Here is a 22,516-nt window from a genome sequence, read left to right on the forward strand (position 1 = left end):
ACGTGAAACAGGACGCCCCTCGCCATGCTGTGCAATGTCATGATCCATGACCCGACTTCGCCGGGCCGCGTCTCAGAGCTGCAGCTTGAAACCGACGTGCGACGCGGTGAAGCCGAGGCGTTCGTAGAACCGGTGAGCATCCGTCCGGCTGGCGTCCGACGTCAGCTGTACCAACTGGCAGCCCTCGCTCCGGGAGCGGTCCACGGCCCATTCGATGAAACGGGTGCCCAGACCGTTGCCCCGCTCGTCGGCATGGACGCGTACGCCTTCGATGATCGAGCGGGTCGCTCCCTTGCGGGACAGCCCGGGAACGATCGTCAGCTGGAGGGTGCCGACGATCCGGCCCTCCCGCACGGCGACGACCACGTGCTGGTTCGGATCGCTGCTGAGGCGTTCCAGTGCGGCCAGGTACGGGGGCAGGTCGTCCGGGGACTCACGCTGCGAGCCCAGCGGGTCGTCGGCGAGCATCCCGACGATCGCGGGGATGTCGTCGGCGACCGCGGGGCGTATCTCAAGATCTCCCATGGCGTCAGCCTATGCAGCCATGCGGAACGAGAACGGCGCAGCCGTGTCCGCGGTGGATCCGTCTAGGCGGGCGCGGGCAGGCTCGCCGACTCCACGACGCGAACCAGCGGGGCCAGCTCGGGGCTCCTGGCTGCCTCGTCCAGCGCCTCCCGCAGGGCCGCGTCGTTGGTGGGCCGGGCCTCCTCCAGAAGCTTGAGCCCCGCCTCGCTGACGTTCGTGTAGATGCCGCGGCGGTCGGTCGGGCACAGATAGCGCGAGAGCAGGCCTCGGTCCTCCAGCCGGGTCACCAGCCGGGTGGTGGCGCTCTGGCTGAGGACGACCGCGTCGGCGACCTGCTTCATCTGCAGATGGCCGCCGTCGCCGTCGTGCTGGCGGCTGAGGACGTCGAGGAGCGAGTACTCGCGCACGCTCAGGCCGTGCCGCGTCTGCAGGGCTCGTTCGATGTGCGCCTCGATCCTCCCGTGCAGCAGAGAGAGGGCGCACCAGCCCTGGGCGAGAGCGGTGAGCGCGGGGTCCGTCGCTGTCATGGCAATTCCTCCGTCCCGGAGTGGCTGACACCAGGATAGGGCACGGCCGCAATATCCTGCGCTTGCACTTAACCCGCGTCTGCAACTATTGTGAACGCACGTAAAGCGCTCCTGCAATCTTCTGGGAAGGTCGTCCCCCATGCCTCTCGCGCTTCTGGCCCTCGCGATCGGGGCCTTCGGAATCGGAACCACCGAATTCGTGATCATGGGCTTGCTGCCCGAGGTCGCCGACGACTTCGGTGTCTCCATCCCCACCGCGGGTCTCCTCGTGACCGGCTACGCGCTCGGAGTCATGTTCGGCGCGCCCCTCATGACCGTGCTCGGCACCAAGATCTCCCGCAAGCGGATGCTGATGCTGTTGATGGGGCTCTTCATCATCGGCAACCTGATCTCCGCGGTCGCCCCCACCTTCACCGTCATGCTGATCGGACGCGTGATCGCCTCGCTCGCGCACGGTGCCTTCTTCGGCATCGGCTCGGTCGTCGCGGCCGACCTGGTCGCCCCGGACAAGAAGGCCGGTGCCATCGCGATGATGTTCACCGGTCTGACCGTCGCCAACGTCGTCGGCGTACCGCTGGGCACCCTCATCGGGCAGTCCGCCGGCTGGCGCGTGACCTTCACGGTCGTCGCCGCGCTGGGCGTCCTCGGCCTCGCCGGCATCGCCAGGCTGGTGCCCGACATGCCCAAGCCGGAAGGCGTGCACCTGCGCCACGAACTGGCCGCCTTCAAGAACGTCCAGGTCCTGCTCGCCATGGCGATGACCGTGCTCGGCTTCGGCGGAGTCTTCGCGGCGATCACCTACATCGCGCCGATGATGACCAACGTCACCGGTTACGCCGACGGCTCCGTCACCTGGCTGCTCGTCCTCTTCGGCCTCGGCATGGTCGGCGGCAACCTCATCGGCGGCAGGTTCGCCGACCGCGCCCTGATGCCGATGCTGTACGTGTCACTGGGCGCCCTCGCGGTCGTACTCGCCCTGTTCACCCTCACCGCGCACAACAAGATCGCGGCGGCCGTGACCATCACGCTGATCGGAGCCCTCGGGTTCGCCACCGTTCCGCCGTTGCAGAAGCGGGTGCTCGACCAGGCGCACGGCGCCCCGACCCTCGCCTCCGCTGTGAACATCGGCGCCTTCAACCTCGGCAACGCCCTCTCGGCCTGGCTCGGCGGCGTCGTGATCGCGGCCGGCATGGGCTACACCGCCCCCAACTGGGTCGGCGCCGTCCTGGCCGCAGCGGCCCTGCTGCTCGCTGTCCTGTCGGCCGCGCTGGAGCGCCGCGCCGACTCCACCGATCCGGCGGCCCCGGTCGTCGTGAAGGCGGAACAGGCGCACTCCGCTCAGCAGCAGGCCGTCGTCCACCACTGAGCGTCGGCCGCCAACCCCCACACCGCACCACCTCGCAAGGAGAAACCCTCATGAGCACCACCACCGTCACCCCGCTGACCATCCAGGACGCCGAGGCGCTCGTCACGGCCGCCCGTCGTGCCGCGGAAGCCGCGGACGTCAAGGTCAGCGTCACGGTCCTCGACGCGGGCGGCCATCTGCTCGCCTTCCGGCGGGACGACCGGGCCGTCCTGATCTCGGGCGAGACCAGCACCCGCAAGGCCTACACGGCGCTGCAGCTCGGCGCTCCCACCGCGGATCTCGTCGAAGCGGTCCAGCCCGGAGGGCTCTTCCACACCCTGCCGACCGCGCTCGACCGTCCGCTCCTGTTCATCGCCGGCGGTGTGCCGGTCCACCGCGACGGCCGCCTGATCGGCGCGATCGGAGTCGGCGGTGGCGCCCCGGAGCAGGACCACGGCTTCGCCACCGCCGCGGTGCAGTCCCTCGCCTAGGAGGACCGCGCCCGGAGCACCCGTACAGCGAACCGCCCGCTCATCCCCGAGCGGGCGGTTCGCTCTGTTCTGCCCGCGCCACTCGGTTCAGCCGGCGGCCACGGTGAGCGGAGCGAACCGCCGCGTCCAGTCGCCGGGCAACTCCCCGATGCCGTACGTCATGACCGCGTTGAAACTCACGGAGGCGAGCCCGTGCTCCTTGACCCACGCCAGCAGTTCCTCATGGCGTACGTCGATGTCCGTGCGCAGGGGGCGGTCGGTACGCGAGGCCAGCGAGGTGATGAGCGCCTTCGCCGTCTCCGTGTCCCGGGCGATCAGCGGGCCCACGACATGGTTGTCCATGTTGGGCCAGGCGGCCGCGTACCCGATGATCCGGCCGTCCTCCTCCGCGACGCGCAGGTGGTCGGAGAAGGCGGGCAGCCGCGTGATCATGTGCGTCCGGTCCGTGCCGAAGACCTCTTCGTCGAGGCGGAGGATGGTGACGAGATCCTCGGCCGTGGCCGCGCGCGTGGCAACCCCGGGCTCCGGGCCCAGAGGGCTGAAGCGGCCACGGACCATCTCGGCGCGCCCGATGGTCTTGAAGCCCAGTTCCTCGTACAGAGGGCGCCCGTACGGCGTGGCGTGCAGGGTGATCGGGGTGGTGCCCAGTTCGGCCACGACATGGCGCATGAGGCGGCGCCCGATGCCCTGGCGGGCGTACCGCTCGGCGACCAGCACCATGCCGATGGCTGCCAGTTCCGGCTGTTCCCGGGGCCCGTAGGCGGTCACGACGCAGACGGCGACAAGGCCTCCACCGGGGTCGTCGATGCCATGGCCCGTACCGGCGGCGAGCAGCAGACCCCATTTGTGTTCCTCGCGGGGCCAGCCCCGGTTCTCGGAGAGGTCGGCGCAGGCGGAGAGATCGCGGGGCGTCAGACGGCGGATGGGCAGAGCGGCGGGGGAAGGAGTCGGCACGCAGGTCAGGCTGTCCGACGGGCGGCTTCCGCGTCCACCGGTTTGCGGGCGGTCGTACGGATCTTTTGCCCGCGCCGGGTCAGCCCCCAGGGCTTGAGGACCGAGATCGCCGTCATGAAGAGGTAAGCGGACAGCGAGACGATCGGTCCGAACAGGACATCACCGGGGTCGGGCAGCGGTCCGCCGTCCGACACCGCGGCGACCGCGGTGTCGACCCCGGGGCGCAGGGCGAAGACGGTGGCCGTGGTGGTGGCGAGAGTCAGCCAGAACTTCGTGTAGACCCACCGATGCCTCGCCAGGCCCCAGGGCGTGCCCAGGGAAAGCACCAGGCCGGTGAGGAGCGTAAGGAACGCGAGGGGGAGCAGAAGCCAGTCGGCGAAGGTCTTCATGGCGCGGACGGAGGCTTCCACGGTCACCGCGGACCCGGTGGTGGTCGCGGTGATTCCCAGGGCGAGCAGCCCGAGCGTGAGCCCGAGCCAGCAGGCGGACGCGGCTACATGGACGACGAGGTTGGCCCGGCGCGCGGGTCGGCTTAGTTTCACGTGAAACACCGTGCTGCGCGCGAGCGGCTGAGGAATCTGACAGCGGGAGTAACCCCGCGTACTCGCCTCGGCGTACACCGTGTGAATTGGCCTGTCCCGCCCGGCAATTGAAAGAATTGCTGAGACGTCCACCACGCAATTCCTGACGTAAGGAATGGGGGACTTGTGTGTCGGACCGCGGCCGGTATGGTCGACTCCGGTTCGTGTCCGACGAGGTGTCCGCACATCCCGTCGGGGCGATCCCAGAGCAATGCAGCCTAACGGGACAGAAAGATCGAAGACCCGCATTTCCGGTTACGCGACCGGCTGGTGGTAATGGGTGGGATGCTGGCTTGGCTGTAGTGCGGCCAATGTCACATTCTCGGCCCACTTGTCCCCAGTGTGCGAGGACGCGGTCCACTATGGGCGCATTGGCCGACAGGACGGAACGGGGCGAAGCAAGCAGTCTGCGGGGGGAAAGCAGGCATCTTCCGATCGAGGAGGTGCGCAGACCGACCGAAAGATGTTCGAGGCGAGGCACAGCATGGACGCTCCGACCACCACGTCGGCCGACAACGGCACTTCAGGGGGTGGCGGCGGAGGCGGCTGGTTCACACCGCACACGCCACCGGAGCCGCCCGCGGGCGGCGAGCAGGGGGCGACCGAGGGGCGACGCCTGGCCGCGTTGCGGCCGGTTCGCAGGTCCCCGGGGGGAGACGGCGGCGCGGCACCGGGGCGAATACCCCCGAGTGCGCATCCCGGACCGGACACGGATCGAGCCGACGCCGACCGAGCCGAGGCTGACGCCGATGCCGATCAAGCCGGCCCCGATCTCGGCCCCGGCCCCGGCCGCGCAAGTGTCCCCGGCGGGAGCGAAGGCCCCGCCCGTGGCGTCCCGCCCGTGCCCCCGGCGGCCTCACGCGAGGCGACAGCTCGCGCAGTGACGCACAACGACCCTCCCTCTCCGCCGAGGCCGGGCCATGAGCACCCTGGCCGTCCCCATCCGAGCCATCAGCATGCGGGCTACGAGCACGCGGCTCCCGGCCGGCGGCCCTCCCACCCCACAGCTCCCACAGCAGCCGCCCCCACGTCGGTCTCGGCCCACGCAGCAGCCCCCGCAGCAGCCCCCACGGCAGTCTCCGCGCCCGCCCCTGACTCGGTGCCCGCGCCCGCGCCCGCCCCCACGAGGCCCGCCTCCCCCGACGCCGTCCTCATCCGCCGCACCATGGCGGAAGTGGCGCCCGTCGCCGACAAGGTCACCTCGTACTTCTACGCGCTGCTCTTCGTCCGCCATCCCGACCTGCGCCCTCTGTTCCCGGCCGCGATGGACACCCAGCGGGACCGGCTTCTCAAGGCCCTGCTGACGGCGGCCGAACACATCGACAACACCGACGTCCTGGTCTCGTATCTGCAGAACCTCGGCCGCGGCCACCGCAAGTACGGCACACGCCCCGAGCACTACCCGGCCGTCGGGGAATGCCTCCTCGGCGCACTCGGCCGGTTCGCCGGGCCGGTCTGGGACGGGGAGACCGAGGCTGCCTGGGTCAGGGCGTACACGACGATCTCCCAGGTCATGATCGACGCCGCGGCTGCGGACGAACTGCGCGCCCCGGCCTGGTGGTACGCCGAGGTGGTCTCGCACGATCTGAGGACCCCGGGCGTCGCCGTCGTCACGGTCCGCCCCGACCAGCCGTATCCCTTCCTCGCGGGCCAGTACGCGAGCCTGGAGACCCCGTGGTGGCCTCGTGTGTGGCGGCACTACTCGTTCGCCTCCGCGCCCCGCTCGGACGGGCTGCTGTCGTTCCACGTGAAGGCGGTACCGGCCGGCTGGGTCTCCAGTGCGCTGGTGCACAGGGCCCGCCCCGGCGACATCGTCAGGCTCGGCCCGCCCGCGGGTTCGATGACCGTCGACCACACCACCGACAGCGGACTGCTCTGCCTGGGCGGCGGCACCGGCATCGCGCCGATCAAGGCGCTGGTCGAGGATGTCGCCGAACACGGACAGAGGCGCCCGGTCGAGGTCTTCTACGGGGCCCGCACCGACCATGACCTGTACGACATCGACACCATGCTCCGGCTCCAGCAGAGCCACTCATGGCTCTCGGTGCGTCCCATAGTCGACCAGCTGGCGCATCTCCAACTGCCCGACGCGGTCCGTGAATACGGTCCGTGGGACGAGTACGACGCGTATCTCTCGGGCCCGCCCGGCATGATCCGCAACGGCGTGGACGCGCTCCGGGACATCGGTATCCCCTCCGCACGGATCCGTCACGACGCGGTGGAGGACCTGGTCGCGGCACGCGACTGACACGATTGACACCGGACTGGCCCCCGCCCCGCCTCAGGCCCCGGTCCCGGCTCGCGTCAGCGGGGGCGACCGGCCCGGCAACCAGCGGGGCGTCAGCCCAGGTCGGGTGCCTGCATCGCCCGTACGCCCTCGATGTTCCCGTCGAGATAGTGCCGCAGCGACAGCGGTACGAGGTGGACCGAGGCGATGCCGACGCGGGTGAACGGGATTCGCACGATCTCGTACTCGCCGCTGGGCTCTTCGATCTCGGGGCCGTGGCGCAGCGAGGGATCCATGGATTCCAGGTTGCAGACGAAGAAGTGCTGCACTTTGACCCCGGTCGAACTGCTGTCCGCGCCGATGTGCTCGACGGTGTCGACGAAGCAGGGCACGACATCGGTGATCTTGGCGCCGAGTTCCTCGTGCACTTCACGGTGGAGCGCGTCGACGACGGTCGTGTCCTCGGGCTCGACCCCGCCGCCGGGCGTCAGCCAGTAGGGATCGACGCCGGGTTTGGTCCGCTTGATCAAGATCAAGTCGTCGCCGTCCAGCAGGACGGCCCGGGCGGTGCGCTTGACCACGGGTCGGTCGGTCATGGGAGGAATGTGGCCCGGTTGGTTCCACGTGAAACATCGCCGTCCGCACCGGGCGAGGCTTCTGCGTCACGACCAGCCGGTAGCGGCGCGCATCAGCCATTCGTGGGCCCGCGCGATATGCGGCATGGCCAGGGTGCCGGTCCGTACCACCAGGAAGTATGTACGAAGGGGTGGAACCGTCGGCTCGCTCAGCGCCACCACGTCGCCCCGCTCCAGGGCCGGTCCGCACAGATAGCGCGGCAGGACCGCGAGTCCCGCGCCGGTGGTGGCGCAGGCAAGCACGGCCCGCAGGTCGGGAACGATGACCGTGCCCGACGCGGCGGGCAGGGAGTCGAAGACGGAAGCCCAGTAACGGGCGATGAACGGCAGCGACTCGTGCACCTCGACCACGGGCAGGTTCTCCAGGGCGGGCGCGCCCTGGAGCCGTAACTTGTCGGAGTCGATGCGGGCGACCCAGCGCGGGGCGGCGACCAGCACATGCTCCTCGTCGCAGAGCGGAGTCGCGGTGAGCAGCGGGCCCCGGGGGCGTGCCGTGCTGATGGCCAGATCGTGATGCCCGGCGGCGAGTCCTTCGAGCGTTTCCTCCGCGTTGCCGAACGAGGCCCGCAGCGCGAAGCCGTGGCCGTCGTCGCCGATCAGCTCGGTGAGCGCGGGCAGCGCGCGCTCGGCGGTGAACTCCGGTGGCCCGGCGAGGTGGAGGGTGCGCACGGAGGAGTCCGCGTCGAGGCCGGTTTCGGTGATCTCCACGAGGGCGTCGAGATGCGGAGCGGCCTTGTGGGCGAGTTCGTCCCCGATGGTGGTGGGGGTCACCCCGCGGGCCTGGCGCAGGAACAGGGGGCGTCCCAGCTGCCGTTCGAGTGTGCGGATCTGTGAGGTGACGGCCGGCTGGGAGAGGCCGAGCAGGGCGGCGGCCCGGGTGAAGGAGCCGGCCCGGTGCACGGTCACAAAGGTCCGCAGCAGGGCCAGATCCATGGCTTCCCTTCGATCCCCAGCGTGCCGGAAGCCCCCAACTATAAATAAGTCGATAGCTCCCTGTCGCTACCGTGATTGGACACTGACACAGAGTCAACTAGCCTTGTTCGCGCGGTTCTTAGCGCAGAGAACCGGGGCGGTCCGAGCCACGAGGGGGGAGGCTCGGACCGTCCGTTGTGCGTACCGCGGCTACTGGCCGGTCACTCAGCAGGCGCTCACTTCGCGGACTCGGCGAGCGCCCGCCGGACATCGGCCACCAGATCCTCCGGATCCTCGGCGCCGACCGAGAAACGGATGAAGCCCTCCGGGACCGCGTCGCCGCCCCAGCGCCCGCGCCGTTCGGCGGTCGACCGCACGCCGCCGAAGCTCGTCGCGTCGTCCACGAGCCGCAGTGCGTCGAGGAAACGGTCGGCACGCGCGCGCGTGGGCAGGGTGAACGACACCACGCACCCGAAGCGCCGCATCTGCTGTGAGGCGATCTTGTGCGAAGGGTCGCCGGGCAGGCCGGGATAGCGGACACCGAGCTCCTCGGGCCAGTCCCGCAGTGTCTCGGCGATCACCTGGGCGGTCGCGTTCTGCCGGTCCACGCGCATCTGCAGCGTGGCCAGCGAGCGGTGCGCGAGCCATGCCTCCATGGGCCCCGGGATCGCCCCGACGATCTTGCGCCAGCGCCGTACGGAGGCCATCGCCGAGGCGTCGGCACCCGTGACGTACCCCAGCAGGACGTCTCCGTGCCCCGTGAGCTGCTTGGTGCCGCTGGCCACGGAGAAGTCCGCGCCCAGCTCCAGCGGCCGCTGCCCGAGCGGTGTCGCCAGGGTGTTGTCGACCGCGACGAGTGCGCCGCGCGCATGGGCGGCCTCGGCAAGGCGTCGCACGTCGCACACGTCGAGCCCCGGGTTCGACGGGGTCTCGATCCACAGCAGCTTCGCTCCGTCGAGGACGTCGAGCTGCGCGTCGCCGCCGGTCGGCGCCGTGCGCACCTCGATGCCGTACGCCTCCAGCTGTCCGCGGACGAGCGGCAGGACCTGGTAGCCGTCGTCGGGCAGCACGACCGTGTCGCCGGCGCTCAGCTGGGAGAAGAGGACGGCGGAGATGGCGGCCATGCCGGAGGCGAAGACGAGCGTCTCGACGCCGTCCCGGCCCGGAGCCTCCAGCTCGCCGATGGCGCGCTCCAGATGGGTCCAGGTCGGGTTCTCGTCCCGTCCGTACGTGTAGGAGCCCGTGGGCTCGCCCGGCAGGTGGAAGTGGGCGGCGAAGACCGGGCCGGGGAGGGTCGGCTCGTGTTTGACCGGCTCGGGCAGCCCCGCACGCACGGCACGTGTGCCGTCACCCACTCCCTCGGAACCCGCTCCCTCGAAAGAATTCGTCATGCCGCCTGTTCCTCCACTTGCTCGCGTACAGCGGCGAGCAGTCCGCCGCTCGCCGCCTCCACCATCTCAAGACACTCCTCGAAACCGTCCATCCCCCCGTAATAGGGATCAGGTACGTCGAGATCGGCGCCGGCGGAGACGTCGTACGAGCGCAGCAGCCGGACCTTCTCGGCGTCGGCCGGGGTCGGCGCGAGGCGGCGCAGCGCCCTGAGGTGCCCGGCGTCGAGGGCTATCACCAGGTCGAGCCGGGAGAACCAGTCGGGCCGGAAGCGGCGGGCCGCATGTTTGCTGCCGTAGCCGTTCGTCTCCAGTACGGAGACGGTGCGCGGGTCGGCGCCGTCACCCTCGTGCCAGCCGTCGGTACCCGCGCTGTCCACCTCGACCAGAGCGTCGAGCCCTGCCTCGGCCACCCGCGCGCGGAAGACGGATTCGGCCATCGGGGAGCGGCATATGTTGCCGGTGCATACGAAGCACACGCGATAGGGCATCGGGGTCGCTCAGTCCTCGTCGGGAAGGACGACGTTCAGGGCCCAGGAGACGATCGAGATGATCAGGCCGCCCAGGACGGCGGTCCAGAAACCGTCGACGTGGAAGCTCAGGTCGAGCTTGTCCGCCAACCACGAGGTGAGCAGCAGCATCAGGGCGTTGACCACCAGCGTGATCAGTCCGAGCGTGAGGATGAACAGCGGGAAGGTGAGGACCTTCACGACCGGCTTGACCAGGAAGTTCACCAGCCCGAAGAGCAGTGCGACAAGCAGCAGCGTGCCGATCTCCTTGCCCGTGCTGTCACCGCTCAGGGTGATCTTGTCGAGCAGCCACACCGCGACCGCCAGGGCACCCGCGTTGGCGATCGTCTTGACTACGAAATTCTTCATGTGTCTGATCGTGACAGAAGAGATCGAAAACGAGCAGCGGGGCAAGGGCGGAGCAGGGCGATGAAGGCATTCCGGCTGGACGAACTGGAGGCGGAGCGCGCCGCCAACGACGGCGCGTACCTCCAGTTCCTGCGCGAGAAGAACATGTCGGTCGGCCTGTACGCGCTGGACGCGGGCGCACAGGACCCGCAGCAGCCCCACCGCCAGGACGAGGTCTACCTCGTCGTCAGCGGCCGTGCCGCGATCACGGTCGGCATGGAGACGACGCAGGTGGCGCGCGGCAGCGTCGTGTACGTGCCCGCGGGGGTGGCCCACAAGTTCCACCACATCAGCGAGGATCTGCGGGTCGTCGTGGTCTTCTCTCCGCCGGAGAGCTGACGTCCGCCTCAGGGTTCCCTAGGGGAACGGTCAGGGGCAGACAAGGGGTGCGAGGCCCCCGCCGGCACCCCTGTCGCGCCTAGCATCGAGGCAGGACATTCGTGGCCCGCCGGCACGGTGGGGACGATCAGGGACAGCACTCGGAAACGGGCAGAGAGACAAGGAAGCACGAGCGATGCGAGAGATCTTCGCGGGGATGCCGTGGTGGGTTAAGTGGGTCGCGGTGCCGGTCATCGCTCTGGTCGTCTTCGGCGGCCTGATAGCGAGTGTCGTCGGATTCGTGATCGGCCTGCTCTTCAAGCTGCTGCTCTTCGTGGCGCTGGTCGGCGGACTGATCTACGTCGTACGGAAGTTCATGTCGGGCTCCTCGTCGAGGAGCGACTGGTAGAGGGGCGGCACGGGGGACAGGTGAGTGCCGGACCCCACCGTCCGGCAGACCCGTTCCGCTGAGGGAAAGCGTCGGTTCCCTCGGGTGGGGGAAGTTTTCGAGGCATGTCGTCAGCGATCGGTGGCAGACGGTTAAAGTCCGGAACTCGCCGCGGGGTTGATCCTCGGGAGCGGCGTTCCGAATCCTCCCGTGTCACCCTCGCACGGGCGGCCCCCTCGCGCTCGGGAGTGACCTTTGGCCACGGTTGACACCGCACCCCCAGGACCGAAGGTTGCGGCCTCCGAGCCGCATCCCACGACCCTCATCGGTTCGGTGCAGCGTGCGATGCGTCTTCTGGAGTCCGTCGCGCGTCACGAGCACGGAGCGCCCGCGAAGCAGCTGGCCCGTGAGGCCGGACTGGCTCTCCCCACGGCGTACCACCTGCTGCGCACCCTGGTGCACGAGGGATATCTGCGCCGCGACAAGGGGCTGTTCTTCCTCGGTGAGGCGGCCGAGCGGCTGAGCCACAGCGGCGCCCAGCAGAAACGTCGCAGCACGATCGCCGACGCCCTGGGAAGCTGGCGCGATTCGATCGGTGCTCCGGTCTACTACGCGGTCTACCGCGGCGGGGAGATCGAGGTCGAGTGCGTCGCCGACACCCCCGGCAATCCCGCTGTCGAGGAGTGGGCGGACTTCCGGGAGACGGGGCACGCCCACGCGATCGGCCAGTGTCTGCTGTCCCAGCTCGACCCGGAGGGGCGCAGGAACCACCTCGACCGCTACCCCGTGCGATCCGTCACGCCGTACACGGTGCGTGACGATCAGACCTTGATTCGCCGTCTCGAATCCGCCGGACGCATGCAGCCCGTGCTCGAACGTCAGGAGTACGCGCTGGGCACGGTCTGTGCCGCGATCCCGCTCACCCTGGGCAGCACGGCCGCCACCGTGGCCATCTCCATGCCGTCCCACCAGGCCGAACGGCTGCTGCCCGCGGCCCGGCGACTGCAGAGCGAGATCGACACGCTGATGGGGACACTTGCGGTCTCTATCAGCATCTGAAAACTCACTCCTTGTGATCTGGTGTACACGTTCAGCAAGATGCCAGAAGTGTTTAGGTGGACGATTCCCGGCCATGGACGGCAAACGACGGGGTAGGCGATGCGCGAGTCGGTAGTACAGGCAGAGGTCATGATGAGCTTCGTCGTCTCGGAGGAGCTCTCCTTCCGCATCCCGGTGGAGCTGCGTTACGAGACCTGTGATCCCTATGCCGTGCGTCTGACCTTCCACCTGCCCGGCGACGCTCCGGTGACCTGGGCCTTCGGCCGGGAGTTGCTGATCGACGGTGTGGGCCGGCCGTGCGGGGACGGAGACGTGCACATCACTCCCTCGGACTCCGAGAGTTTCGGCGACGTGCTGATCCGACTTCAGGTGGGCGTCGACCAGGCCCTGTTCCGCTGCGGTACGGCGCCGCTGCTGGCGTTCCTCGACCGCACGGACCGGCTGGTGCCGCTGGGCCAGGAGCGTTCCCTCGCCGACTTCGACACGCATCTGGACGAGGCCCTGGACCGCATCCTGGCGGAGGAACAGAGCGCGGGGTGACGCTGCGGCGGCCGACCTGAGATGCCGCTTCCCCGTTCGTCGGCCGTCGTTCTCGGCTGCCTGCTGCCTGCTGCCTGCTGCCTGCTGCCTGCTGCCTGCTGCCCGCTGCCCGCTGCCCGCTGCGGCTTCAGTGCTTGCGGCGCCGGCCGCTCCCGCCGCGCAGCGGTGCCTTGGAGCCGGAGGGGGTCGATGGCTGCGGTTGTTGAGGCTGCTGGGCCGGAGCGGCGTCGCCCTGTCGGTCGGCCGAGACCACCAGGGCCGCGAGGGCCGTGGTGACCGGAACCGAGGCGACCAGTCCGATCGAGCCGACGAGGGTGCGGACGATCTCCGCGGCCACCAGTTCACTGTTGGCCACGGTCCCCACGCTGCTCTGCGCGATGGAGAAGAGCAGCAGCAGAGGCAGGGCCGCGCCCGCGTAGGCGAGGACGAGCGTGTTGACGACGGACGCGATGTGGTCGCGGCCGATACGGATGCCCGCGCGGTACAGACCCCGCCAGCCCATCGTCGGATTGGCCTCGTGCAGTTCCCAGACCGCCGACGTCTGCGTCACCGTGACGTCGTCGAGCACTCCGAGCGAACCGATGATGACACCCGCGAGCAGCAGACCGCTCATGTCGATGGACGGGTAGAGACCGTGGATCAGGCCGGTGTTGTCGTCGGTGTTGCCGGTCAGCGCGGCCCAGTCGATGAACAGTGAGCCGAGCAGCCCGATGAGCACCAGGGACAGCAGTGTGCCCAGCACGGCGACCGACGTCCGGGCGGAGAGGCCGTGGCACATGTAGAGCGCGATCAGCATGATGGCGCTGGACCCGACCACCGCCACGACCAGCGGATTCGACCCCTGCAAGATCGCGGGCAGGATGAAGAACGTCAGGATCAGGAAGCTGACGGCCAGCGCGATCAGCGCCATGACACCGCGCATCCGGCCCACCACGACCACGGCGAGGGCGAAGATACCGGCGAGCAGCGCCATGGGGAACTTGCGGTTCACATCGGTGACCGAGTACTGGAGTTCCTTGGGGGCGTCGGGCGCGTAGGCCACGATCACCTCCTGGCCCTGCTCCAACTGGCGTGAGGAGTCCGGCTGGACGATCTCCGTGAAGGTGCGGCCCTTGTCCTTGCCGGAGTCGACGCGGATCGTCGCCTTCTTGCAGGTGCCTGATTCCTGCTGCTGAGCCGACGAGCCCTCGGCCGTCGAGGTGTCGCCGGTCGGAGTCTCGCCCGAGGCGTTCACCGACTTGCAGTCGACCGTGTCGACCTTGGTCACGGTGGCCTGCTGGGTCTGCCGGTCGAAGCCGACACCCGTGCGCTCGTGTCCGGGAGCGCCGCCCGGCCAGAGCACCGCGAGACCGACAACGACCGCCGCGGCGAAAGGAATCAACACCGCCGCGATGATCTTGCGCAGATGCATGGAGACAGGGGCCGCGGGGCCATGACTGTGCGAGTGGCCGTGCCCGCCACCGACAGGTCCGTCGCCGCCTGGCCGGTCGCCACCGCCTCCGGGGCCATGGGGTCCCTGTCCAGGTCCGCCGCCGTGCCCGTGGCCGTCGTGGCCGTGTCCGTGGGGCGGTTCGGACGGCGGAAGTGGGGGCTGCTGCGTCGTGGTCACCGACCGATCATCGCAAGAACGAGAGGGGCCCACTGTTCACCGCGCCCATTGTGACGCTAGCGTGGAAGCACCTTTGCACACGCGGGAGCTCGGAGCACCGGGCTGAGAGGGCGCTGACCTCCGTATCCGCGATGTTTCACGTGGAACATCGCCGGACGGGAAACGCTGCGTCGACCGCCGAACCTGTTACCGGGTAATGCCGGCGTAGGGAGTAGGTCTCATGACCAACAAGGACGTACGCACGCCTGCCTCCAGTCGGACGGGCGGGGCGCTCGCCCCGGTCGACGGCATCGAGGCGTCCGCATCGGCCGAGGACGGCGGAACAGCCGCCTCGCCCGAGAACGGCGAGGGCGGTAAGTCCGAAACCGCGAAGTCCATCGGCTGGCACAAGGCGTATGTCGCGGGCTCGCGCCCTGACCTGCGGGTGCCGGTCCGTCAGGTGCATCTCACCAACGGTGAGTCGGTCACCCTGTACGACACCTCCGGCCCGTACACCGATCCGGTCGTCGACACCGATGTACGCAGGGGGCTGGCACCCCTGCGCGACAACTGGATCATCGCCCGTGGTGACACCGAGGAGTACGCGGGCCGTCCCGTGAGCCCCGAGGACGACGGGATCAAGCACACCTCGCCGCGCGGCGGACTGCGCAACCTCGACGCGGTCTTCCCGGGGCGTCCGCGTCTGCCCCGCCGGAGCCGTGACGGGCGGGCGGTGACCCAACTCGCCTACGCGCGGCGGGGCGAGGTCACGCCGGAGATGGAGTACGTGGCCGTCCGAGAGAACGTCGACCCCGCGGTCGTCCGTGAGGAGATCGCGGCGGGCCGGGCGGTGCTGCCGGCCAACGTCAACCATCCCGAGATCGAGCCGATGATCATCGGCAAGCGGTTCCTGGTGAAGGTCAACGCCAACATCGGCAACTCCGCGGTCACCTCCTCCATCGAGGAGGAGGTGGACAAGATGACCTGGGCGACGCGCTGGGGCGCCGACACGGTGATGGACCTGTCGACCGGCCGCAACATCCACACCACCCGTGAGTGGGTGCTGCGCAACTCCCCCGTCCCCATCGGCACGGTCCCCCTGTACCAGGCGCTGGAGAAGGTCGACGGACGGGCCGAGGAACTCACCTGGGAGATCTACAAGGACACGGTCATCGAGCAGGCCGAGCAGGGCGTGGACTACATGACCGTCCACGCGGGCGTGCGCCTGCCGTACGTCCCGCTGACCGCGAACCGCAAGACCGGCATCGTCTCGCGCGGCGGCTCGATCATGGCGGCGTGGTGTCTGGCGCACCACAAGGAGTCGTTCCTGTACGAGCACTTCGAGGAGCTCTGCGAGATTCTCGCCGCGTACGACGTCACGTACTCGCTCGGCGACGGGCTGCGGCCCGGGTCGATCGCGGACGCCAACGACGCCGCGCAGTTCGCGGAGTTGCGGACCCTGGGCGAGCTCAACAAGGTCGCGAAGCGTTTCAACGTACAGACCATGATCGAGGGCCCGGGGCATGTCCCGATGCACAAGATCAAGGAGAACATCGATCTTCAGCAGGAGATCTGCGAGGAAGCCCCGTTCTACACGCTCGGCCCGCTGACGACCGACATCGCGCCGGCGTACGACCACATCACCTCCGGCATCGGTGCCGCGATGATCGCCTGGTGGGGCACGGCGATGCTCTGCTACGTCACGCCCAAGGAACATCTGGGCCTGCCCAACCGTGACGACGTCAAGACGGGGGTCATCACCTACAAGATCGCGGCCCACGCGGCGGATCTCGCCAAGGGGCATCCGGGCGCACAGGAGTGGGACGACGCGCTGTCGGACGCCCGCTTCGAGTTCCGGTGGGAGGACCAGTTCAACCTGGCCCTGGATCCGGACACCGCACGGGAGTTCCACGACGAGACGCTGCCGGCCGAACCGGCCAAGACGGCGCACTTCTGCTCGATGTGCGGGCCGAAGTTCTGCTCGATGAAGATCAGCCACAGCATCAACGAGCAGTTCGGCGGTACGGCGGACGTGGGGGCCACACCCGAAGAGGTCGCCGACGGGATGCTCCAGAAGTCCAAGGAGTTCGCCGCCGCGGGCAACCGGGTCTATCTGCCCATGGCTGCGAGCGAATAGGGTTCGTTCACCTTTGGCCGACCGAACGGTCGTGGTGCTGCGATGCCGAGGTCCTGGACGATCATTTCCAGGACCTCGGTGATCCGGCCCGTCCGGCGCGCGGGTGGGGCCGGTGGTGAGAGAGGTGCGCTATTGCTTTTCGAGCCACCAGATCAGCAGGGAGACTGCGCCGGCCCCAAGAGCCGTGCAAGCTCCCTTGAATGCGTTGGCGCCTGCGGAGCGCGCCCATTGCTTCCAGTTCGTTGAGCTGGTCTTGTGTGGTGAGTAGCCCTCCGGGATGGAGTCTGTAGACTCCATGGCAGAGCTCCTTTCGGTTTCGTAGACGGGGGTGCTTGGCGCAAGGGAGTCCGCGACCTGAAGCTTGCCGGCCGGGTCGCAGGGCTCCCTTTTGCTGTGTTCATTCGGAACAATCTTGGTTTCTTTTCGGCCAGCGGTTTGTGTGATGCTGCTGGCATTTTAAAGTGTTTACTATGCATATACCTCCATTTATCGTAATGTGATGGGTGCTTCAGTGCGTCTTGGCAGCATCGAAGACGGCATCCATACTGATATGGATGCCGAAATGCCTCGGTGTTGCCACTTTTCGCAGGTGAAGGCGTGGGGGATTGCATGGCGATCGATGGTGCTGAAGGCCTGTGGCGGAAGAGTTCGGCGAGCGGCACTGGCGACTGTGTTGAAGTGGCTTTCATCGAAGAGGTGGCGGTACGCGACTCACGTGATCCCGATGGTGTCCTCCTGGAATTTACGGCATATGCTTGGGTCTCTTTCCTTTCCGGGTTGAAGGGTTTTGACGGAAGGGTGGGCGGCGCACCGTAACGCGTCGCGTTCTGTGTGAAGAGGTCAAGCGCGGGCTTCCGCCAGGATTCTGCCTAGCAGGCTCCCCTTTGCTGCTGTCATTCCTGGCCGAACAGGAACTCCCGCGTCACCTCTTTGGCCACCTCCCTTTCTACCTCCCAGAAGTCGTCAAGGTAGTCGGTCGGCCGATGCTGGGATGTTCGACCGAGTGCCTTCTCGCTGAAGATCACCTCGCCGTTCGCATTCTCCAGGTAGGCGACCAGTTCGTCCTCGTCGTCAGGAAACTGAAAGAGAACGTATGTATTTCTGAATTGTCGATAGATTCCGGCGCTGAACGGAACAGTGAGTACTTTGACATTGGGCATCTCGTTGACCGCCAGCAACTTCTCGTACTGTCGCTTCATGGTCTCCCGTGAACCTACGGTTCTGCGGATTACCGACTCGTCCAGGATAAAGAAGAGTTCAGGCCCGTCCGTATGGACGAGTCGATCCTGCCGTTCGAGGCGCAGCTGAACGAGTTGCTCTGTTCGCTCGGCGCCCGTGTTGAGGCGTGTGAGGATCTCGCGAGCGTATTCCTCTGTCTGTAGGAGGCCCGGAACAAGATCCGGCTGAAAGCTTCGGAGGATCGAGGCGGAACTTTCGTATCCGAGATAGGTTTCGAATTCCTGGGAGACCCACGTACGGAAGGGTGACCACCACGGTGGTCGCCGAGCTTCGCGAGCGATGTCAGTCAGTGTCCGCAGCTGCTCCGGATCGGTGATGCCGTAGTGCGACAGCAGCACGCGTACGTCTGTGACCGACACGCCGACGGTGCCGGCCTCGATCCGAATCACCTTTGAGGGTGACCAGTCGAGCTGCTCAGCCACCTCGCGCTGCTTCAGTCCTGCGCCCTCCCTCGCCTTCTTGAGGCGGTCACGCAGTCGTGCACGCTGGAATCCGGGCTCTTCCTGTGGCACCGAGGTCTCCGTCCTGACGCAGATGGCGTTGTCCGTCAGTAGGCTAGTGGCCTCAAGGCCCTCCGGCATGCCGCTTTCGGCCGCTCGGCCGAGCGGCCACCCGCCGATCGCTGCCACTCTGAACGCCTGACTGCCATGGGCTGCGAAGCGAAGCGCTCGCTGCCTCAAGGCCGCCTACCTGCCTGCCTCTGTGCCGAGTGCGTCATGCTGGATTGCCACATGGCATATAGCATCCTTCGATCCATCAGATAAAACAAGCCCACCTGCAAATCTGTGCATGAGAGTTGATTAGTGGGGCTCGCCTTACGGTAGAACGCTTATTGACTCACACGTGGTGATGAATGATGGAAGAGGAGAGAGTGTCGTATTCGGCGACACAATTGAGCAGAACGTAAAAAGAAAAGATCGACGACGGATTCCCGTCGTCGATCATTCTTGCCGAAGCCCTGGTGCTTGTCGGCGCACGCGCCGTCCGCAGTCCAGCTCCTACTCCGGAGCGTGCTCCGGGCCCCCGAAGTCCGGGCTGCTGAAGTCCGGGCTTGAGTAGCTGGGGCGGGGGCCGGCCGCCGCACCCCCGTCGGGGCTGCTGAAGCCCGGGCGGTTGTAGCCGAGCTGCGGCATCCGGCTGACCGGTTCCGTCGGCTTCGTACGGCCGAGGGCCGCCGTGCCCGGGTCGGCGAGAGCCTCCCTGAGGAACGGCATGAGGCCGCGCTCCAGGAGTGCTTCGTGCCAGGCTTCCCTGGCCAGAGCGACCTCCTCGCTCCGCTCCCCGTGCACACCGGCCTGGAGCGAGCTGGCGCCGTTGCGCAGGGCGGCGAGCAGCAGGCCGACCGCGGCGACCAGGATCGAGACCGCGGTGATGGCGCCGAAGACCCAGCCGGTGGTGAGCAGGGTCCGTGCGATGCCCGGCTCGGGGCTGAGCATCTTCAGGATGTAGCCGACGAGCAGGAAGATCGCCGCGGCGGTGCCGGCGAGGACCGGGGCGAGCACGGCGACGACCGCGGCGGCACCGGCCCCTGTGGTCTCGGCGACTTCGCCCATGGCGGTGGCGAGCCCCACCGCGCTCGTGCCCGGATCCGAGGAGCTGCTGGATCCTTCGCGGACGGGAGGGGCGGACGGCGCAGGCTGGCGCAGTTCCTCGCGGACCTTCACGTAGTGCTGGTACTCGCTCGCCGCGGCCGCCGTGATGAGTGCGGTGGCGTTGAGCGCCATCGTGCGCAGTTGCTCGGGGTTGAGCCGCTGACCGACAGCGGCGAGTTCCGGACGGTGTGGTGCGGAGCGCAGCGCCTCGTCGAGGATCCGCTCGTACTCGTGGCGGTCCTCGCTCAGCAGGTGCTGCGGAACGCTGTTCATGTGCATCCCCCGATGCTCCGTAGGGCTGGGTGACTCGGCATGCTGACGAGCCGTCGGGCAGAAACGGAGGGGAGCCTGCTACGGATAAGCCGATGGTAGAGCGATGACGGCACAGGGTGACAGGGGGTTTCCAGAATTTGCCCCCGGACCGCACGCGTCCTCCATCCCAGGACGGGTGCCCCGTGAACGCCTAGCTATCCAGGGGAAGCTGCTGGACCAGCAGTTTTCCGGCCATGGTCACGCCGCCGTCCATCGCGATCGCGAGCTTGTCCGCGTACACATGAGGTTCTTCGACCGCGAGAGGCGGCGAATTCTCGCCGTCCTCGGAGCCGACCTCGCCCCGGAGGTACGGAATGGGGCTGTGACCATGGACGATGCGTGAACCGCCGTAGGTCTCCAGCAGGGAGCGGACCGCCTGCGCACCGCCGTCGTCGCGGAACGCGAAGCGCTTGGTGAACTTGCGGAACAGGTCCCAGCACTCGTCCGCGTCATTGCGGGTGAGGGTTTCGCGGATGGTGTCGTTGACCGCTTCGATGGAGTCGCCGTAGTCGAGATAGGCGGTCGTGTCGGAGTGCACGAGCAGATGCCCGTCGGCCAGTTCCATCGCGTCCAGGCGGGCCATCCACTGCAGATGATGGTCCTGGAGCCGCTCCATGTCGGTCTTCTGGCCGCCGTTGAGGAGCCAGGCGGCCTGGAAGGTGGCGGTTCCCGCGCCGGAGTTGACGGGGGTGTCCCCGAACCGCCGGGCGCCCAGGAGCAGCAGCTCGTGGTTGCCCATCAGCGCCTTGCAGTAGCCGCCGACCGCGGCGGCCTCGGCGGACAGCCGCATGACGAGGTCGATCACGCCGATGCCGTCGGGCCCGCGGTCGGTGAAGTCGCCGAGGAACCACAGCCGGGAGGTCCCGGCCGCCCAGCGGCCTTCGAGGTCGATGAGTCCCTTCTCGTGCAGCGCGGAGACGAGTTCGTCGAGGTATCCGTGCACGTCGCCGACGACGTACAGCGGACCCGGTCCCTCGTCGGGCTGCGGGATCGGCGCGGCCTCGGGGTCGACCGGCACCTGGACCGTGTCGCCGCGGTTGATGACCGGCAGGTCGCGCTCCGTCGGCGTGTAGCCCTCCGGCTCGGCGGCGGGGACGCCGGCCTCACCGTGCGGCGGTCCGCCCGCGTAGGAACCGGATCGGACGTACGGCTCCGGGGGCCCGGTGTACGGGTCGGCCGCCTGGTCGTACGGCTCGGCGGAGCGGTCGTACGGTTCGGCCGACCGGTCGTACTGCCCGGGCGGTGCCGGGTGCGGTCCGGGCGGCTGCGCGTACGGACCGGCTTCGTGGACGTACGCCGGTACGCGGAAGTCGCGCACCGTCGGCGTCCGCATCTCGGGTCCCTGACCGGCCCCCTGAGTCATCGACCCCTCCACCACCATCGCGCCGCATCTGCACCGCGTCGGACTGCCTGGTCGCAGCGGCCCGCGGTGTCGTCCGCCCATCATAGGAATGCGGATCGCGCCATGTGATGACCCAGGGGTGGTGAATCGGAGCAGAACCCCAGTTCACCGTGGTTTTCTCCCGAATTGGGAGGGCCTTTCCGCGTCGGAGGTCACCCCTGCTCCGGAGACCTCGGCGGACTGACGGTCGTCCGCGGCGGCCGTCGCTCCGAGGAGGTGCGCACGATCAGCTCCGTCGGTATCACCTGCTCGACCGGTTGGTCCGATTCGACCCCCTCGATGGCGTCGATGAGGAGCTGGACCACGGCCGTGCCGATTCGTCTCGGTTTGAGCGAGAGGGTCGTGACGGGCGGTTCGGTGTTGGCGTAGACGGTGGACTCGCTGCAGCACACGAGCAGCAGGTCGTCCGGTACGCGCAGACCGTAACGCCGGGCCGCCGCGAGGAGGTCGGTGCCGTTCGGGTCGAAAAGACCGTAGACGGCGTCGGGACGGTCGGGCCGGGCGAGCAGCCGGTCGGCGGCCACCGCCCCCGCGCACGGGTCGTGCGCGGGATAGGCCTCGTACACGGGATCCTGGCCCACACGCTCGCACCAGCGGAGGTACGCGGTCGTCGAGAGGTGCGTGTACGTGTCCGTGGTCGTCCCGGTCAGCAGGCCGATCCTGCGGGCTCCGGCAGCGGCCAGGTGGTCGAGGATGCCCAGGACCGCGGCCTCGTGGTCGTTGTCCACCCAGGCGGTCACCGGCAGCGAGCCGGCCGGGCGGCCGTCCGAGACCACCGGTAACCCCTGGCGGACGAGTTCGCTGACGACCGGGTCCTGGTCGGAGGGGTCGATGACGACCGTCCCGTCCAGGGCCACGTTCGACCACACGTCGTGGCGCGAGGTCGCCGGGAGGATGACCAGGGCGTAGCCCCGGGCGAGCGCGGCCGAGGTGGCGGCTCTGGCCATCTCCGCGAAGTACGCGAACTCCGTGAAGGTGAAGGGTTCGTCCCCGTAGGTCGTCACGGTCAGGCCGATGAGGCCCGACTTGCCGGTACGGAGGGTTCGGGCCGCCGCGGAGGGCCGGTAGCCCAGCCGATCGGCGACCTCGCGGACATGGCGTCTGGTGGCGTCCGGGAGCCGTCCCTTGCCGTTGAGGGCGTCGGAGACCGTCGTGATGGAGACTCCGGCGGCCGCGGCCACGTCTCTGATGCCCGCCCGGCCCGGCCGGTTTCCTCGACGCGAGGTATCCGACCGGCTCACCTGGTGCTTCCCTGCTGCTGTCATGGCGAGCCGATAGTAGGGCTCATGCGGTGGGGTAGTGCGGACGCATATGCACTCGTTGACAGGCACGTTTCTGCATGGTCATTACTGCCTAACTCCCTTGGAAAGCAAGGGAGTTGACCGATTCAATGGCGATACGTCACTTGTCGACGCGCATGAGCCTGCCAAAGGGGCCAT

Annotated in this window: 23 protein-coding genes and 1 riboswitch; of the genes, 9 read left to right on the plus strand and 14 right to left on the minus strand. The window is 68.3% G+C overall.

Annotated elements, in window-relative coordinates; translation table 11 throughout:
* Nucleotides 1-72: 72 nt before the first annotated feature.
* Together ACFWGJ_RS01415 and ACFWGJ_RS01420 are read right to left on the minus strand one after the other, a co-directional pair.
* Entirely contained in the window at nucleotides 73-525 is a 453-nt protein-coding gene (locus tag ACFWGJ_RS01415) for a GNAT family N-acetyltransferase (protein WP_387320184.1), read from the minus strand.
* 62 nt (nucleotides 526-587) lie between these two features.
* Nucleotides 588-1,052 (minus strand): MarR family winged helix-turn-helix transcriptional regulator, encoded by a 465-nt coding sequence (locus ACFWGJ_RS01420; RefSeq protein ID WP_210881431.1) that lies wholly within the window; start codon nucleotides 1,050-1,052, stop codon nucleotides 588-590.
* Between the two features lie 139 nt (nucleotides 1,053-1,191).
* Here ACFWGJ_RS01420 and ACFWGJ_RS01425 point away from each other — a divergent pair, with 139 nt between their 5' ends.
* Nucleotides 1,192-2,418 carry an MFS transporter gene (locus ACFWGJ_RS01425; protein ID WP_387320185.1) on the plus strand — a complete coding sequence of 409 codons (1,227 nt, stop codon included), beginning with the start codon at nucleotides 1,192-1,194 and terminating at the stop codon, nucleotides 2,416-2,418.
* A 50-nt stretch (nucleotides 2,419-2,468) separates the two neighbouring features.
* Nucleotides 2,469-2,888: a heme-binding protein gene (locus tag ACFWGJ_RS01430; RefSeq protein ID WP_387320186.1), complete on the plus strand. Its 420-nt coding sequence runs from the start codon at nucleotides 2,469-2,471 to the stop codon at nucleotides 2,886-2,888.
* An 87-nt stretch (nucleotides 2,889-2,975) separates the two neighbouring features.
* Here the strand turns inward: ACFWGJ_RS01430 and ACFWGJ_RS01435 are convergent, their stop codons facing one another.
* Nucleotides 2,976-3,842, minus strand: coding sequence for a GNAT family N-acetyltransferase (locus ACFWGJ_RS01435; RefSeq protein ID WP_387320187.1), 867 nt, complete (start codon nucleotides 3,840-3,842; stop codon nucleotides 2,976-2,978).
* A gap of 5 nt (nucleotides 3,843-3,847) precedes the next feature.
* On the minus strand, nucleotides 3,848-4,384 hold the full coding sequence (locus tag ACFWGJ_RS01440; protein ID WP_387320188.1) for a DUF2269 family protein: 537 nt from the start codon (nucleotides 4,382-4,384) through the stop codon (nucleotides 3,848-3,850).
* Between the two features lie 502 nt (nucleotides 4,385-4,886).
* On the opposite strand from ACFWGJ_RS01440, the gene ACFWGJ_RS01445 reads away from it, so the two are divergent.
* The gene (locus ACFWGJ_RS01445) at nucleotides 4,887-6,671 is read left to right on the plus strand and encodes a globin domain-containing protein (protein WP_387320189.1); all 1,785 of its coding nucleotides are present in this window, start codon (nucleotides 4,887-4,889) and stop codon (nucleotides 6,669-6,671) included.
* A 92-nt stretch (nucleotides 6,672-6,763) separates the two neighbouring features.
* Here the strand turns inward: ACFWGJ_RS01445 and ACFWGJ_RS01450 are convergent, their stop codons facing one another.
* From ACFWGJ_RS01450 to ACFWGJ_RS01470, 5 genes are all read right to left on the minus strand, one after another.
* Nucleotides 6,764-7,246: an NUDIX domain-containing protein gene (locus ACFWGJ_RS01450; protein WP_387320190.1), complete on the minus strand. Its 483-nt coding sequence runs from the start codon at nucleotides 7,244-7,246 to the stop codon at nucleotides 6,764-6,766.
* Nucleotides 7,247-7,312: 66 nt separating this feature from the next.
* The gene (locus tag ACFWGJ_RS01455; RefSeq protein WP_387320191.1) at nucleotides 7,313-8,218 is read right to left on the minus strand and encodes a LysR family transcriptional regulator; all 906 of its coding nucleotides are present in this window, start codon (nucleotides 8,216-8,218) and stop codon (nucleotides 7,313-7,315) included.
* Between the two features lie 215 nt (nucleotides 8,219-8,433).
* The gene (locus ACFWGJ_RS01460; RefSeq protein WP_387320192.1) at nucleotides 8,434-9,588 is read right to left on the minus strand and encodes a cystathionine gamma-lyase; all 1,155 of its coding nucleotides are present in this window, start codon (nucleotides 9,586-9,588) and stop codon (nucleotides 8,434-8,436) included.
* Complete coding sequence (locus ACFWGJ_RS01465) at nucleotides 9,585-10,076, minus strand: low molecular weight protein-tyrosine-phosphatase (protein WP_387320193.1); 492 nt, start codon at nucleotides 10,074-10,076, stop codon at nucleotides 9,585-9,587. Before ACFWGJ_RS01465 ends, ACFWGJ_RS01460 begins: the two co-directional genes overlap by 4 nt.
* A gap of 9 nt (nucleotides 10,077-10,085) precedes the next feature.
* Complete coding sequence (locus ACFWGJ_RS01470) at nucleotides 10,086-10,463, minus strand: phage holin family protein (protein WP_381834448.1); 378 nt, start codon at nucleotides 10,461-10,463, stop codon at nucleotides 10,086-10,088.
* 60 nt (nucleotides 10,464-10,523) lie between these two features.
* On the opposite strand from ACFWGJ_RS01470, the gene ACFWGJ_RS01475 reads away from it, so the two are divergent.
* From ACFWGJ_RS01475 to ACFWGJ_RS01490, 4 genes are all read left to right on the plus strand, one after another.
* Complete coding sequence (locus tag ACFWGJ_RS01475) at nucleotides 10,524-10,841, plus strand: cupin domain-containing protein (RefSeq protein ID WP_381834445.1); 318 nt, start codon at nucleotides 10,524-10,526, stop codon at nucleotides 10,839-10,841.
* Nucleotides 10,842-11,016: 175 nt separating this feature from the next.
* A complete protein-coding gene (locus ACFWGJ_RS01480; protein WP_189771436.1) occupies nucleotides 11,017-11,229 on the plus strand; it encodes a DUF5326 family protein in 213 nt (70 codons plus the stop codon).
* 234 nt (nucleotides 11,230-11,463) lie between these two features.
* Entirely contained in the window at nucleotides 11,464-12,267 is an 804-nt protein-coding gene (locus ACFWGJ_RS01485; RefSeq protein ID WP_381832441.1) for an IclR family transcriptional regulator, read from the plus strand.
* A 99-nt stretch (nucleotides 12,268-12,366) separates the two neighbouring features.
* Nucleotides 12,367-12,807 carry an SsgA family sporulation/cell division regulator gene (locus tag ACFWGJ_RS01490; protein WP_267028137.1) on the plus strand — a complete coding sequence of 147 codons (441 nt, stop codon included), beginning with the start codon at nucleotides 12,367-12,369 and terminating at the stop codon, nucleotides 12,805-12,807.
* 127 nt (nucleotides 12,808-12,934) lie between these two features.
* On the opposite strand, the gene ACFWGJ_RS01495 is transcribed toward ACFWGJ_RS01490, so the two are convergent.
* Nucleotides 12,935-14,416, minus strand: a complete 1,482-nt coding sequence (locus ACFWGJ_RS01495) for a YibE/F family protein (RefSeq protein ID WP_381832436.1) — start codon at nucleotides 14,414-14,416, stop codon at nucleotides 12,935-12,937.
* Between the two features lie 71 nt (nucleotides 14,417-14,487).
* Nucleotides 14,488-14,644: riboswitch (TPP riboswitch) on the plus strand.
* Between ACFWGJ_RS01495 and thiC the strand changes: the two genes are divergently transcribed.
* Both thiC and ACFWGJ_RS01505 read left to right on the plus strand, forming a co-directional pair.
* Entirely contained in the window at nucleotides 14,637-16,532 is a 1,896-nt protein-coding gene (gene thiC, locus ACFWGJ_RS01500) for a phosphomethylpyrimidine synthase ThiC (protein ID WP_387320194.1), read from the plus strand. Its footprint overlaps the riboswitch before it by 8 nt.
* Before the next feature lie 609 nt (nucleotides 16,533-17,141).
* Complete coding sequence (locus tag ACFWGJ_RS01505) at nucleotides 17,142-17,348, plus strand: DUF397 domain-containing protein (protein ID WP_381833895.1); 207 nt, start codon at nucleotides 17,142-17,144, stop codon at nucleotides 17,346-17,348.
* A gap of 77 nt (nucleotides 17,349-17,425) precedes the next feature.
* Here ACFWGJ_RS01505 and ACFWGJ_RS01510 read toward each other — a convergent pair whose 3' ends face one another.
* The 4 genes from ACFWGJ_RS01510 to ACFWGJ_RS01525 all read right to left on the minus strand — a co-directional run bounded on the left by ACFWGJ_RS01510 (nucleotide 17,426) and on the right by ACFWGJ_RS01525 (nucleotide 22,342).
* The gene (locus ACFWGJ_RS01510; protein WP_387320195.1) at nucleotides 17,426-18,400 is read right to left on the minus strand and encodes a helix-turn-helix domain-containing protein; all 975 of its coding nucleotides are present in this window, start codon (nucleotides 18,398-18,400) and stop codon (nucleotides 17,426-17,428) included.
* A gap of 369 nt (nucleotides 18,401-18,769) precedes the next feature.
* Nucleotides 18,770-19,642 (minus strand): hypothetical protein, encoded by an 873-nt coding sequence (locus ACFWGJ_RS01515; RefSeq protein WP_387320196.1) that lies wholly within the window; start codon nucleotides 19,640-19,642, stop codon nucleotides 18,770-18,772.
* Nucleotides 19,643-19,826: 184 nt separating this feature from the next.
* Nucleotides 19,827-21,053 (minus strand): metallophosphoesterase, encoded by a 1,227-nt coding sequence (locus tag ACFWGJ_RS01520; protein WP_387320231.1) that lies wholly within the window; start codon nucleotides 21,051-21,053, stop codon nucleotides 19,827-19,829.
* Between the two features lie 176 nt (nucleotides 21,054-21,229).
* Nucleotides 21,230-22,342 (minus strand): LacI family DNA-binding transcriptional regulator, encoded by a 1,113-nt coding sequence (locus ACFWGJ_RS01525; RefSeq protein WP_107020452.1) that lies wholly within the window; start codon nucleotides 22,340-22,342, stop codon nucleotides 21,230-21,232.
* Between the last annotated feature and the right edge of the window lie 174 nt (nucleotides 22,343-22,516).

The sequence above is a fragment of the Streptomyces sp. NPDC060205 genome, from assembly GCF_042728395.1.
Taxonomy (GTDB): Bacteria; Actinomycetota; Actinomycetes; order Streptomycetales; family Streptomycetaceae; genus Streptomyces.